The 14001-nt window shown below is 62.4% G+C and carries 12 protein-coding genes; 5 read left to right on the top strand and 7 right to left on the bottom strand.

Annotated elements, in window-relative coordinates:
- The first annotated feature begins 56 nt into the window (after nt 1-56).
- Genes OSC50_RS10410 through OSC50_RS10400 form a run of 3 tightly spaced genes read left to right on the top strand, consistent with a single transcriptional unit; the run spans nt 57 to nt 3340 of the window.
- Nucleotides 57-1595 (top strand): flavin-containing monooxygenase, encoded by a 1539-nt coding sequence (locus OSC50_RS10410; RefSeq protein WP_253508008.1) that lies wholly within the window; start codon nt 57-59, stop codon nt 1593-1595.
- Nucleotides 1592-2482, top strand: a complete 891-nt coding sequence (locus OSC50_RS10405) for an SDR family NAD(P)-dependent oxidoreductase (RefSeq protein ID WP_253508010.1) — start codon at nt 1592-1594, stop codon at nt 2480-2482. The genes OSC50_RS10410 and OSC50_RS10405 overlap by 4 nt, the downstream gene beginning before the upstream one ends.
- Before the next feature lie 15 nt (nt 2483-2497).
- Nucleotides 2498-3340, top strand: a complete 843-nt coding sequence (locus OSC50_RS10400) for a metal-dependent hydrolase (RefSeq protein WP_266247913.1) — start codon at nt 2498-2500, stop codon at nt 3338-3340.
- Here the strand turns inward: OSC50_RS10400 and OSC50_RS10395 are convergent.
- A complete protein-coding gene (locus tag OSC50_RS10395; protein ID WP_253508012.1) occupies nt 3337-5412 on the bottom strand; it encodes a PTS sugar transporter subunit IIC/EAL domain-containing protein in 2076 nt (691 codons plus the stop codon). The two genes, OSC50_RS10400 and OSC50_RS10395, sit on opposite strands and share 4 nt — an antisense overlap.
- Before the next feature lie 318 nt (nt 5413-5730).
- Between OSC50_RS10395 and OSC50_RS10390 the strand changes: the two genes are divergently transcribed.
- Complete coding sequence (locus tag OSC50_RS10390) at nt 5731-5997, top strand: hypothetical protein (protein ID WP_181076923.1); 267 nt, start codon at nt 5731-5733, stop codon at nt 5995-5997.
- On the top strand, nt 5990-6355 hold the full coding sequence (locus tag OSC50_RS10385) for a DUF6388 family protein (protein WP_253508014.1): 366 nt from the start codon (nt 5990-5992) through the stop codon (nt 6353-6355). The genes OSC50_RS10390 and OSC50_RS10385 overlap by 8 nt, the downstream gene beginning before the upstream one ends.
- On the opposite strand, the gene OSC50_RS10380 is transcribed toward OSC50_RS10385, so the two are convergent.
- Genes OSC50_RS10380 through tssJ form a run of 6 tightly spaced genes read right to left on the bottom strand, consistent with a single transcriptional unit; the run spans nt 6352 to nt 13998 of the window.
- Nucleotides 6352-7194, bottom strand: a complete 843-nt coding sequence (locus tag OSC50_RS10380; RefSeq protein ID WP_253508016.1) for a serine/threonine-protein kinase — start codon at nt 7192-7194, stop codon at nt 6352-6354. The genes OSC50_RS10385 and OSC50_RS10380 overlap by 4 nt on opposite strands.
- Complete coding sequence (locus OSC50_RS10375; protein WP_253508017.1) at nt 7191-7922, bottom strand: PP2C family protein-serine/threonine phosphatase; 732 nt, start codon at nt 7920-7922, stop codon at nt 7191-7193. Before OSC50_RS10375 ends, OSC50_RS10380 begins: the two co-directional genes overlap by 4 nt.
- Nucleotides 7919-11302 carry a type VI secretion system membrane subunit TssM gene (gene tssM / locus OSC50_RS10370; RefSeq protein ID WP_266247911.1) on the bottom strand — a complete coding sequence of 1128 codons (3384 nt, stop codon included), beginning with the start codon at nt 11300-11302 and terminating at the stop codon, nt 7919-7921. Before tssM ends, OSC50_RS10375 begins: the two co-directional genes overlap by 4 nt.
- Before the next feature lie 14 nt (nt 11303-11316).
- Nucleotides 11317-12180 (bottom strand): type IVB secretion system protein IcmH/DotU, encoded by an 864-nt coding sequence (gene icmH / locus OSC50_RS10365; RefSeq protein WP_253508021.1) that lies wholly within the window; start codon nt 12178-12180, stop codon nt 11317-11319.
- 5 nt (nt 12181-12185) lie between these two features.
- Nucleotides 12186-13511, bottom strand: a complete 1326-nt coding sequence (gene tssK / locus OSC50_RS10360; RefSeq protein WP_266247908.1) for a type VI secretion system baseplate subunit TssK — start codon at nt 13509-13511, stop codon at nt 12186-12188.
- On the bottom strand, nt 13498-13998 hold the full coding sequence (tssJ, locus tag OSC50_RS10355; protein WP_181076912.1) for a type VI secretion system lipoprotein TssJ: 501 nt from the start codon (nt 13996-13998) through the stop codon (nt 13498-13500). The genes tssK and tssJ overlap by 14 nt, the downstream gene beginning before the upstream one ends.
- Nucleotides 13999-14001 lie beyond the last annotated feature (3 nt).

The raw sequence follows: 14001 nt of genomic DNA, 5'->3' as shown, positions 1-14001 counted from the left end.
CACCCAAAAGACACAACAAGATCAGGAGCCCATCCGATGCCCACTCAGGACAGCCTATGAATGCCCACAATGACTCGATCGACATCGCCATCATCGGTACAGGCTTCGCCGGCCTGTGCATGGCCATCCAGCTCAAGCAGGCCGGGCTTACCGACTTTTTCGTCGCCGAACAGGCCGACAGCCTCGGCGGTACCTGGCGCGACAACCATTACCCCGGCTGTGCCTGCGACGTGCAGTCCCATGTCTACTCGTTTTCCTTTGCGCCCAACCCGAACTGGACGCGGCAGTTCGCGCCGCAGGCGGAAATTCGCGCGTATTTGGAACAATGCGCCACGCGTTTCGAGCTGGCGCCCTACCTGCGCTTCGGTATGGGGTTGACCCGCGCGGTGTTCGATGAAGCCCAACAGCGCTGGCACCTGAGTTTCAGCAACGGTCGGCAGGTGAGCGCACGGGTATTGGTGTCGGGGATGGGCGGCCTGTCGCGCCCGGCGTTGCCGGATATTCCGGGCCTGGAAAGTTTTAAGGGCCAGCGTTTCCACTCGCAGCAGTGGGACCATGGTTATTCGCTCAAGGGCAAGCGCGTGGCGGTGATCGGCACCGGCGCCAGCGCGATTCAATTCGTGCCGCAGATCGCCCCGCAGGTGGCCCACCTGGACCTGTTCCAGCGCACGCCGCCATGGATCATGCCCAAACCCGACCGTGCGATTGGGCCGCTGGAACGCTGGCTGTTCAAGCACGTGCCTGTTACGCAGCGGCTTATGCGCGCGGGGTTTTACTGGGCATTGGAAGGACGGGTGGTGGGCTTTGCGCGGCATCCGCGGCTGATGAAGATGGTGCAGCGTATCGCCCTGCGTCACCTGCACAGGCAAGTGGCGCGCCCTTCCCTGCGCAAGCGCCTCACGCCGGACTACACCATCGGCTGCAAGCGCGTGCTGATCTCCAATGACTATTACCCGGCATTGTCGCGCAGCAATGTCGAGGTGGTGACCGAGCCTGTGCAGCGCATCGAACCCGACGGCGTGATCACCGCCGACGGTATCAAGCACCCGGCGGACTGCCTGATTTTCGGCACCGGCTTCCAGGCCAGCGACCCGCTGCCACGCGGCTGCATCATCGGCCGCGACGGCATGGACCTGATGGACACTTGGCGTGAGGGCGCCCATGCCTACAAGGGCACAACCGTGCCCGGCTATCCCAACCTGTTCCTGATTGTCGGGCCCAATACCGGGCTTGGGCACAACTCGATGATCCTGATGATTGAGGCCCAGGTGGCCTACATCCTCGACGCGCTCAAGCAGATGCAACGCCAGCGTATCGCCACGGTGGAGGTCAAGTCGACGGTGGAACAGGCCTACAACCACCATCTGCAACACAAGCTTGAACGCACCATCTGGAACACCGGCGGTTGCCAGAGCTGGTATCTGGACCCGCGCACCGGCAGGAACACCACGCTCTGGCCCGGCTCGACCTGGCGTTTCAAGCAACTCACCCGCCAGTTCGCGCTCAAGGATTATGTGACGGGCATGGCGGTCCTCAGCCCCCCTGCGCGTGCGCCCTCCGTGGTCCGCGCCAATCCCGAAGGAAGCCTGTCATGAAGTCATTCAACGGCCGCGTTGCGGCCATCACCGGCGCGGCCTCCGGCATGGGTCGCGCGCTGGCACTGGCCTTGGCCCGTGAGGGGTGCCACCTGGCACTGGCGGACAAAAACCTTCAAGGCCTGGAACACACCCGCGCCTTGATCGAAGAGTCGGGCCTGCCGCCGGTGCGGATCACTACGCAGATGCTTGATGTGGCCGACCGCCAAGCCATGCAGGATTGGGCCGCGCGCTGCATGGCCGAGCACGGCCAGGTCAACCTGGTTTTCAACAATGCCGGGGTGGCACTGTCAAGTACCGTAGAGGGCGTGGATTACGCTGACCTGGAGTGGATCGTCGGTATCAATTTCTGGGGCGTGGTCCACGGCACCAAGGCCTTCCTCCCCTACCTCAAGGCAAGCGGCGAAGGCCACGTGATCAACACCTCCAGCGTGTTCGGGCTGTTCGCGCAGCCGGGCATGAGCGGCTACAACGCCAGCAAGTTCGCAGTGCGTGGCTTTACCGAGGCGCTGCGTCAGGAACTCGACCTGCAACGCTGCGGCGTGTCGGCGACCTGCGTGCACCCCGGCGGGATCCGCACCGATATCTGCCGCAGCAGCCGTATCGACGCGAACATGACCGGCTTTTTGATCCACAGCGAACAACAGGCCCGCGCCGACTTCGAAAAACTGTTTATCACCGATGCCGACCAGGCCGCGACAGTGATCCTGCACGGAGTGCGCAAAAACAAGCGTCGCGTGTTGATCGGCCGCGACGCCTATGCCCTCGACCTGCTTGCCCGTTGCCTGCCGGCGGCTTACCAGGCGTTGGTGGTATTTGCCAGCAAACGCATGGCTCCCAAACCGCGCACGCCAGTGTTTGAAACCAACGACGAGTCTCGTCTCTGAACAGGAGCACAGCCCATGCTACCCATCCGTCGCGATGTCCGTTTTGCCCTGCCCGCCGAGCGCATCAAGGACTGGCACGAACAAGGCCCGTTCATCACGCACTTCTTCAATGCCCTGTCGCTGCTGTTTCCCCAGGGCGAACTGTTCTTCATGGACAGCGTGCGCCATTACCGGCAGCGCATCGACGACCCGCTGTTGAAGAAGGAAATCCAGGGTTTTATCGGTCAAGAGGCCATGCACAGCCGCGAACATGTGGCCTATAACGACCTGCTGCAAGCGGCGGGCCTGCCGGCGCACACCCTCAATCGGCGGTTGAAATTCATCCTCGACTGGCAAAAAAAACACCTGCCGCCGGCGTTCAACCTGGCCGTGACCATCGCCCTGGAGCACTACACCGCGATGCTCGCCGAGATCCTGCTGAGCGACCCGTCGCGCTTCGGCCATTCACTCAAGGGCTACCAGCAAATGTGGTACTGGCACGCCCTCGAAGAAACCGAGCACAAAGCCGTGGCGTTTGACGTATGGAACACTGTGATCAAGCCGGGTCCCGGGCGCTATCTGCTGCGCACCGGGACCATGCTCACCACTACGCTGCTGTTCTGGCTGGTGGTGCTGGACTTTCATGTGCGCTTGCTGGTGGCGGACCGCAAGGCGGGAGGTTTTTTCAAGGGCTTCTGGCGCATGCTCAAGTTTCTGTATGGCCCTAAAGGCGTTTTCCCGCGCATGCTGGTGCCTTGGCTGCATTACTTCAAGCCAGGCTTCCACCCTTGGGATCATGACAATCGCGCGCACCTGGCCGGTATCGACGCTTTGGTCGACGACATCGAACAGACCCGGCGCGGCTACGAATCCGCCTAGGTCTGCGCCAACGCCGCACGTTCGCGCACAAAGCCTTCCAACTGATCGCCCGGCAGCGCCTTGCTGAAATACCAGCCCTGGATAAACAGTTCGCTGCCGGTGTTCAGGAAGGCCAGTTGCTCGGCGGTCTCCACCCCTTCGACGACCACACCCAGGTTCAACGCCTCGCAGAAACGCAGCATCCCGGTCAGGACCTGCGCGCCCTTGGGATCATGCTGGGCCACCACGAAGCTGCGGTCGATCTTGATAAAGTCCACCGGAAACTGGTGCAGGTAACTCAACGCTGAAAAACCGGTGCCAAAGTCGTCGATATACACCTTGGCGCCAATCGCCTGGAGTTTCTGAATCGTCCGCCGCGTAGCCTGGATATCGCTGACCAGAGCATCTTCGGTGATCTCCACCGAGACCTGCCCGTGGGCCTGTGCCAGGATGCCGACGAGGCGCTCGCCATAGGTGGCATCCGTCAGCGTCGCGCTGGAAATATTAATGGTCATGGGTAGCGTGAACCCCAACTTTTGCCATTTCTGGTATTGGCGCACGGCCTGGGACGCCACCCACATGTCCACGTCCGGCATCAATTGGGCCTGGGCCAGCCATTGCAGGAATTCCCAGGGCGAATGCACCGTGCCCTGGGCATCGCGAGCGCGCATCAAGGCCTCGCAACCGGTGCACAGTCCGGTGCGGGTCGAGACTTGCGGTTGGAATTCCAGATAGAAATCGTAGTCGCTGATCTGCTGGATGCGGCTCAGCTCATTGGCGTGACGCGCCAGGGTCTTGTGGGAAGCCAGCACGGGGTCCAGTTCGCGCAGCCGGCCTTTTTCCTCAAGGCCACGGAAGGTCATGTCCAGGGATTTGAGATACACCGTGCCGCCTTCGCTGGCCTGGCGATGGATCGCCCGCACATACGGCACATACACCAGCGTGCCCAGGCCCAGCAATGCCACCTGCAGCGCGACCGCCGCCAGGTCGCCGTGAGTGCTCAGATAAGCATTGAGCAATACCGGAGAGGTGAACGGCACACTGGCCACCGCCGGCGAAACCCAGCCCATCTGCACCGCCCCCAAGGCCAGCATTGCGTTCATGGCAGGCACTAATAGAAAGGGGATGAACAGACGCGGGTTGAGGATGATCGGCAAGCCGAACAGCAGCACCTCGCTGACGTTGAACAGTGACAGCGGCAAGCTCGCCACGGCGACCAGGCGCATGGACTGGCTCTTGGAAAACAGCAGGATCGCCAGCAGCAGGCATAACGCGCCGCCCGAACCGCCGATAAAAGCAAAACTGCCGAGCAGACCGCTGTTCAACAGGTACTTGATCGGCTCCCCTGCAGCCGCCGCCGTGCCGTTGAGCACCACGGCCTGATCCAACACATCGAACAGCGGCTGCATGGCGTACACGCCGTGGATTCCGAAGAACCACAACAGCGAATTCATCAGCGTCACGAACAGGCCGCTGCCGTAGGGCGACTGCAACGCATCCAGCACCTGCGGCCCCTGCAACTGTGCCACATACGGGACTTGCAGCAGTAACGACAGGACCGTGACCAATGCCAGGGCGGTGATCGCGCCGGGCACGACCATGTTGATGGTGCCACGCAGGTTGTGCCCCACCAGGTCCTCGTTGACCAGCCGCGTCCAACGATAACGGTGCAACCAGGCCACGGCCGGCACGTTCAGCAACGGCGAGGCGATGGCGATGAATAACACGAAGGTGGCCGAGGCCCGTGGGTAGTCGCGCAGTACAAAGGTGGCGATCACCACGTGGGCCAGGCAGAGAAACGCCACCGGAAGCTGCGGGAGGCGATACTGGATCGCCAGCATGTAGCCAATGGACGCGGCCACCAGCAGTGGGATGACCGAACTGATCTGGTTATGCAGCCCCGCGAGAAAGGCCACCAGTCGCGGGTCGAATCCCAGCACCCGGGCGCATTCGGACAGGATCAGAAACCCGGCCGAAACGAGCAGGCAAGGCAGGATCCACAACAGCCCTTCGCGGATTGCCCGCAACGACTCGGTGCTGGCCAAAGCCGCCAGACGTTGGGTGAAGAAAAGCTTGAAGAGCGTTTGCGCCATGACCCATCCCTCTGCCCATCGCACGATGCCCTTCAAGGCAGGGCCCGGAAACACGAGGTAACGCTACACGCCCAGGCACTGGGAGCGAAAGGCCTTTACGGCGTTGGCGTCGATTTTCCAGGGGGTTGCGGCCTGGAATGGGTGATCGCGCGCAATTAATTGAACTTTTTAAGTAGGAAAAATCCCTAATCGTGGTTGAGCGGGTACTATTGACGGCTTATGGAGCGTGAGTGTGACCCGGCAAAGCGTCAGGCTGAGGTCGCCAATTCAGGGAAGCAGGGCCTGAGTCATACCAGGTACCCAGGAGGTAGGTTCAAAATGCAACACAAGTTGTCGAACGCAATGCGGCCACTGCTGCTTAACGCAATGCTATGGCTGGGCGGAGTCGCCCTGTTGTTTGTAATCAAAGATATTGTTGAAGAAGTGTCCGGACCGATCGCCGGTACCTGGGTTGATCTGACGCTGGTGCTGATGGCCTATCTGCTGTTCTTCATACTCGAACCACTGCAACATCGGGTATCGCGCCACCTGCGCAAGCGTGCTCGACGCAGGGAATCCCACCAGGAGGTCGGCACCGGTGTCTGAGCGTAGAAACGATCCTGTAGCTGAGCCGGGTGATAGCCATCAACTGGCCCTTGATCGATTTCTTGTGGCCCATCCGGAGCTCCTCGCGCAATTGGACGCCTTGAATCCCCTGGCCGCTCAGGCCAAGGGTGAATCGCTTGCCCAATACCGCGCGGAACGCTTGCACGAAGCCTTCGAGGCGGAAGCCGAGCGCCTGGGTTTGTTCGCGTGGGAACTGACGCTTAAACTCACCGCCGAGTCCCCCGAAGCCTTCAACGCTCAACGCTTGGAAGTGCACAGGGAAGTGGCGCAGATGGCCGGATTGAGCTGGTCCGAATACTGCGAGCTGCACAACCTGCCCGGCGTCCCACTCCCCTAGACAAACCATCGCCGGTGCGTCACCGCCATGCTATCGCGCAGTTGCTCAACCGTAACCGTTCGATGCGTCGCAGCCCAGCTCAAGGCTGAACGCAACGCGCTCCAGCAGCGCCTGGGCAACCTGCGCGGCCGGGGCAGTGGGCGGGTGCGGTGAGGCTCCACGACGCGCCTTCCCTGGGCCAACTCGTACAGTACGCGCGCGGCGCCATAAAGGTCGGCGCTCACTGACGGTCCGCCGCCGTCCTTCAACTCCGGGGCGGCATAGGCCGGGGTCCAGGCATTCAAGCGACGGTGGCTCAAGCCTGGTAATCCGGCGGCTCTTTGCGACTCGGCATGCCCCAGGCCGAAGTCGAACAGACACAAGCCCTGCTCCCCGACCATGATGTTGGTCGGTTTTATATCCCCATGCAGCACACCCGCGCGGTGCGCATAAGCAAGCGCATCCAACAGTTGCACGGCCATCGGTTGCAGCTCATTCCAAGGCAGGCCGTCCGGGTACTCCAGCAGCAGCCGGTCCAGGGTCAGCCCCGGCAGCCACTCCATGGTGAAGAACGCCACCTGACGCACCGTGTCGACTTCAAAAGCGAACGCGCGCACCACGTGCTCATGGCGCAGCCTTCGTGTCAGGGCGAATTCGCTGTACAGCAGCACATGCCCATCGGGACAGGTGGAAAGGCTGTCGCCCAGCAGTTTCAATGCGACCCAGGGGCTGGGCTCACCGAAAGCTTCGTGCAGCAGGTCTCGTGCACGATAAACCACACCCATCCCACCCGTTCCCAACACGCGCTCAAGCTGATAGCGCCCCGCAAGCAGGTCGGGCGGGCCCAGGGCCGCGCTCATGGCTGCACCACCACCGCCGTCAGGTCGTCCTGGGCCGAGCCGCGCAACACTTCGGCGAACAACCGATCCACCATTTGCCGAGGGTTGTTCATACTCAGCGCACGCCCCAGCACGCCGTGGCTGAGCCCCTGATACAAACCGTCGCTGCACAGTAAAAACACATCGCCGGGGCGGACGCACAGTTCCAGCACCTCCAGGCTCAGGGGTTGTCGGCCGCCGATGGCCCGCGTCAGGGCTCTGGCATTCGGATGGCCGCGCGCCTGCTCCAGGGTCAAGTGCTGGCGATCCATCAATTGCTGCAAGCGTGAATGGTCCCGCGACAACTGGTACAGACGTTGCCCGCGCCAGAGGTAGCATCGGCTGTCGCCGACCCAAAGGCAGGCGGCACGATTGCCATCCAGCAGCAAGGCGACCACGGTGCTGCCCATCATATCCGTCAGGCTGCCATCAACCGATGGCACCGCGCGGCTCAACTGGCGGTCAAGTGCGCGCAGGCGCCTGCGCACCGTGTCGATACGCTGATCGAAGCCATCATCGCCAGGCAACGACGCCAGGCTTCGGATGACCGACTGGCTGGCCACATCCCCGGCACGATGGCCGCCCATGCCGTCGGCTACCGCCCAGCAGCCACGCTGCGGGCAGTCGAGGAAAGCGTCCTCGTTGCGCGCACGCAGCTTGCCCCGCGCTGTACGCCCGGCGCTGCGCCACAACGCAGGCATCGGGGTCATAGTTGCTCCGGCAAGCGAAAGGTGCGCCATTGCTCCCACTGCAGCGGCACCGGGTTGCGCTGGCTGGAAAGCAGGAAGTGCGCACGCAGCCCGGAGAGATCAGCCTTGAACAGGCGGGCCTGGCGAGCATCAATGAGCTCACTTTGCATCAGCTCGACGAACCGAAACAATGACCACGCCCCGCTGTTATCCTTGATGCCTAATGGCCGCTGCGCGCCACGCTCCAGTACCAGGCTGGTGCGGCTCTGGTCCGCCTCGCCGGGCCAGTCGAACACCATGGGCACGATGGGTCCGTGGCGATATTCGAGCTGTTTGTCGCCAATACTCAGCATCGCACGGCTGACAGCCGGGTCCAGGCTGTAGGGCGCCAGACTGAACCGCACCGCCCACTCCTGCTCGTCATTGAAGAAACCTTGACGAATCATCTGGGCTTTGCTGAGTTGGTCCAGCAACGAGCGCGACATCGGCAGGCTGCGGCCGTCCAGGCTACGCAGGCGGTAGCGGCGGCCGTCTGCACTGACAAACGCGCGCAGATGGCTGTCGTAGAAGCGCGCCAAGCTCCCCCGTGGCTTGAAGAATTCCTGAAAATCCTCCAGGGCGACATCGGTGCGTGCGCTGGCAGTGAATGGATACCGACGCTGAATCGTCTTGGCGTAAAAGCCGTAGAGTTCGCTCTGGTAGCGCTGATTGACATAGGCATGAGCGCTGTCAAGCAACAGCCGCCAGCTATCGTCGGCAATACTGTCGAACCACCCTTTCAGAGGTTGCGGCAGGCGCGCAGCCGTATCACGTAAACGCCCCAATTGCGGTTGCTGGCCATCCATGCGCCGGCTGGCCATCCTGAACGCGGCCTGTTCGGGCAAGTCATCGCGGTTCAAGCCCGCCAACTGCAGTTGCCATTCATCCAGCAGCCGCAACGCCTGCAGCAGTTGTTCACGTGGGTTCTGCTCCGCATCCAGCAATTGATGCAAGGGCTCGAAGCGCCGCTGCAACGCGCGCCGCGCGGAATCAGGTGCCATCTGCCCCGGTAACGCGCTGCCTGACAACAGGGCGGCGCCCGCCTGCGCCGCAACGCCCAGCTCGCCAACTTGGCGCGTCACGCCCTCAAGGTGCTCGCGTTGCGCCACAAGCCGGGTGTTTTCACGCAACTGATGCAACAGTTGCACCCACGGCGACTGGGCGGATGCCAGGTCGGCAAGCGTCTCGGCATGCTGTCGCAGGTTGTCGCTCTCCAACAGCCGAACCTGACCGATGGCGTGGCTCCACGCATCGGCATACTCGCTGAAATAGCGTTGCTCCAGCTCCAGCATCAGCTGGCGTAAATCCATGGGGCTCAGGTCACCGCTTTCGCCGAGCACCCAGTTGTCCTGCGCGATGGCGTTGACCAGTCGCGGCCCCTGCTTTTCGAAGTACTGCACGTACCGCCGGGTGAAGAAGCCGGGGATGGGTTCATCCGGCGCGGAAAGCCCGCGCCCCTGTACCAGTCGATAAGGTTCAAGGTTGCGAGCCTGGTGACGCAGCGCCCGATAGACCACGCCGGCGAGCGATTCACCGCGCAATTGTTGGCGAGCCTCGGCCACCAGGTCATCGCTCAAGGGCATCACGAACGGTTGCTCAAGCAAGCGCGAGAAATGCTCGTTCAAGCGCTTCTGCACCGACGGGTCGCTGGCGTAACGTGCAGACCAATGACCCGCCACACGCTCCTTCAGCCAGGCATTATCACGACGTTTCGGCAAGTTGAGCATCAGGTACGCCCGCAACGTATCCATCAACGTTTCGCGATCGCCCAGGCTGGCCCGGACCTGTTCTTCAAGCAGGGCAACCACTTGCGGCAGCAGTTGCTGATGCAGTGTCCTGTCATAAACATCGGATAACAGCGGACGGACGGCCTCGCCTTGGAACAACCCTACCCGCTCGACCATCCGCACCTGCGCCACGGGAGGGAATACCTGGGTCGCAGCCCGATGGCTGTCCAGCCGCGGCAGCAGTGCCAGGGTGGAATCCGCTATGGCAGGATCGGGCGGTTGGATATCGAGCAGTTGCGCCAATTGCAGCAGGCGCTGGTGGTTGACCGAGTAACTGTGTGTCCAGACTATTCCCGCCACGACCACGAGCAACGAAGCGACCAGCATCCCAAGGCCTTGGCGGCGGCGCAGGCGTTGTCGCTCGGGGGTATGCAGCCCCGCCAGGTCAGCCTCCGCAAAGATCACGCGGTTGAACAGGCCCTGCACGAAATAAGAACGTCCGTCCTCCGACGCCCCGCAGGCCAGGTAGAACCCGCGCAGTCGATTGATGCGCTGGAAGCGATGAGCGCAGAACGCAGTTTCCACGAACAGGCATAAACGCTCACCGATATGGGCAACCTGCCGGGGGAAGTCAAGCATCTGCCCGCGGCGCTCGACATCACGTTCCAGATGCAAGCGAGCAATCACCTGCGCGCCCAGACGCTGCAGCAACCTCTCGAACGCTTCGCGCACATGGCCGATCTCGGTGCCGGCCTTGCCTGCCGCCAGGGGCTCTCCGAGCACCGCTTCTGCGCTGTCGCCCATAGGGGAGTCGAAGAATTCGGCGAACCCCGGCAAGCGGTCGGCCTGGGTCAGTATCAGGTACACCGGCACGTCCATGTGCAGCCGTTGCTGGATGTCTTGCAGACGCGTGTGTATCCGTCGTGCATGCAGGTCGAGGTCGTGCTCGTTCATGCCCAGCAACGTTTCCACCGCCAGGGTCACCACCACACCGTTGAGCGGCCGCGCTCGGTGTCGCGACTTGAGCAGGCCCAGCAACGTCGACCATCCTGCACCGTCCACCGGCACGTCAGGCTGCGTCAGATAGCGCCCGGCGACCTCTATCACAACGGCTTCGTCGGCCAGGTAGGCATCGAAGTAAGCGTTCGCTCTCGAAGACCGCGCCTCTGAGCGATCGAGCGGGTAAACCAAACCGTTGGCCGCCAGCAAAGAGCTTTTGCCGCTGCCTTGCTCGCCAATCAACAAATACCAAGGCAACTCGTTGCGCCAGCGCGCGCTGCGCTCACCGTAACGCCGCGTGGTTCTCAGGGTGTGCAAGGCCTCCTTGAAACGCCCGCGCACCTGGCGTTGCTCCGTCTCCACCAATCCGTCGCGCGGGTGACTCGCCTCGGTCTCAGGTAAGCGCAACCGTGCGGCACGCCGACCGCCGGCCCCCACCATCGCCAGCCCCCATGCGAGAAACAACGCGCTGATCGTCAGCAGACGCGCCGTTGAGCTTTGCCAGAAACGGTGGTCAGCGACCGCCAACAGCGGCCCGGCAAACCATACCAACAGTGCGCTGCCCAGTACCAACAACAGGCTCCATAACCAAATTTTGCGCAGCAACGCGCCCACGCCCTTGAAGAATGCGCTCATGATTGCTCCCAGCGTTACGAGGACGTCCGCGTCAGATCCGGCGCCAAAGATTGAAAGGATTGCAGTAAGGTCGTGCGCTGGTCGCCGAGCACGCCGGCGAATGCCAGATACATCGCCAGCAGGCAGATCCCAGCACAAGTGGCGACCCATTTGGCCGGCACAATGCGTAGCGCCGTGCGCGCCGGTCTGTCTGGCTCGGTGGAAACCGTCATCGACGCGTGTTCGCCACGCCCATGTCGAATCTGTCGGTACAGGCCGTCGCGCACCGCTTCAAGCTGCACCCCACCGCGCTCCGTCACGCGGTACTTGCCTTCAAAGCCGATGGACAGGCACAGGTACATCAATTCCAGCATCGCCAGGTGCTTAAGCGGATCGAGGGACAAGCGCTCCAGCAGTTGGAAAAACTTTTCCCCGCCAAAGGTCTCTTGATGAAAGCGGCTCAGCAGGCTTGTTTTCGACCAATCGCTATGGCCGCCCCACGCCGTGGTCACCACCGCTTCGTCAATCACACTGCAAAGTACATAACGCGCGGACATGACCTGACTGTTTTCCTCGCCGTGATGCAGGGCGCGCGCCTCGAAGGCCAGGATCCCTGCGGACAGCCGGTCGTTAAGCGCCTGCAGGCTCTCGCGTCCCGAACTGGTTTTGAGCTGGACCGTCTGGAGCAGCAGGTCCCAGGCCGACGCGACCAGGAGGTTGGGGCCCATCGTAAAGCTGTGCGCGCCCTGCAGGCCGGCGGTGTAGATCATCCGGTCCTCGAGGTGCTCGAAGCGCGGCGGCGCTGCGAAATCCGTCACGGCGCCCTGCACGGGACCGTGACCATCGCGATCAAGCAGTACGGTTTTCTCATCCTGCGGGTATTCACTGTCCATAGTCATAACGATCAGTTCCTGATGGCCCAGAACTTGAGCTCAAGCCCGGCAAACTCGCCGCTGGCGTGGAAGGCAAAACCTCCCGATTGCGCCAGCTGCGCGATGTCACGAGCACTGAGTTCAAGCATGAAATAGGTCTTGCCGGCATGGAACGGGATCTGTCGCGGCGCCACGGGCAACGGCTTGACCTTGATTCCCGCCAGATGCAGGTTGACCAGTTCGCGAATGCGCTCCACGGGGCCGACCTTCAGGTGCGCGGGCAAGCGCTGGCGCAGCTCTTCCGAGTCGCACTGGGCAGTGGCCGCCAGAATGAAAGTGGCGCAGCCCAGCAACTTGAGGTCACTGACCGGACAGACCAGCACCCCGTATTGGCGCGGTTGCAGTACGAGCTCAATGGCATGCTGCTCCAGCACCGACGACAGCACCGTTCGAATGCCGTCCATCAACCCGCGAAAGCTCGCACCCTGGTCGCCATGCCGGTACCGCGCCTCTATTTGGGCGCGTTTATTGTGGGTAGCGAACGTCGACAGTTCACCGAGGATCACCAACAGCTCGCGGTATAACGTCTCTGGACGAACCTGAGGTTGGGTCAGGTAATGACGCAGGGTCGACTCTGTGCGGTTGATCAACTGCAGCATGAGAAAGTCGCCCAGTTGCGTGCTCGATCCGTCGTTGCCCTGGATGCGCTCGGCAATCGCGTCGCCACGGGTACCCAGCAGGCTGATCACCTCATTGACGCACGACGACACGTAGCCTGAGCGTTGCAGGTAGATGAACGTCGGCACAAAGTCCGCGTCCAGCGTCACGCCTCCCTCGCGTGTCGACTCCAGCACCTGGGCCACCTGGAGTTTCACCAGGAGCGGGTCGCCGGCCTGCTCCCCCAACGCCAGTCGCAGGTCCGGACGAGCGCAATTGATCGGGCAACGGGAATCGACACCGGCATTGGAGTCGCCCACCTGGGTTTCATGACTGACGTAGCGCGCCAGAACGTCGCCTTGCTCCGCCCTGCGCACCTCCACCTGATTGCCGACCGCCAGCGGCAACACCAGGTACACCGCTTGCCCGCCCGCGTCAGCAGGCACCTGCAGCACCAAGGGTTCGTTCGCGCTGCCCAGCTCGAACAGGCTGCCGTCCGGAAATACCCCGCTGGCTCGGGCGACTACCACTTTGCCCAGGTTAAGGTATTGCGAGTCGACCTCAAGCGTCAGGAATCCCCAGCCATCGCCCTGCAACAGGCGGGTCTGGTTAAGCTGCTGGTGGTAGTAACGGTCGCTGTGCTGCAAGTGCTGCGGGCGCAGCAACATGCCCTCCTGCCAGATGACGTTATAGATCTGCATTTCGATCTCCCAAGCGACCGGCCTCATGGCCGACGATGCGGATACCCGCCTCGTCAAGCACAAGGTCGACACGGGTCAACTGCTGTTGTTGAACGCTGAGTACCCTGCGCCACTGCACACGAGGCAGATCCCGGTAGGCCGCCAGCACGCCGACGTAGCGGCTCTGCGGTTCGATACTGAGCTTGAGCACCTGCCGCTCACCGGGACTCAAGGCCAGCTCCTCGCTGCCGACCCAGTCCTTGGGCAGCGCTTGCTCAGCGCGTCCATACAGGCTGAAGAAATCAGCATGCTCAAATGCCGCCGGGTGCCGCAGTTCGATCAGGTGTATGACCACCGGCGATGGACGACCGTGAAGGTCCGGATTAAGCGTTTCGCTGGCCGTCAGGGTCAGCTCCAGCTTGGTCAAGGTCGAAAAAGGAGAGAGGCTGTGGCAGCCGGCCAGCAGGCTCAACGCCGACAGTAGAAAGACGACGACAGCTCGATACATGAA

The sequence above is a fragment of the Pseudomonas quebecensis genome (assembly GCF_026410085.1).
Classification (GTDB): Bacteria; Pseudomonadota; Gammaproteobacteria; order Pseudomonadales; family Pseudomonadaceae; genus Aquipseudomonas; species Aquipseudomonas quebecensis.
This window is presented reverse-complemented; position numbering and strand designations above follow the sequence as displayed.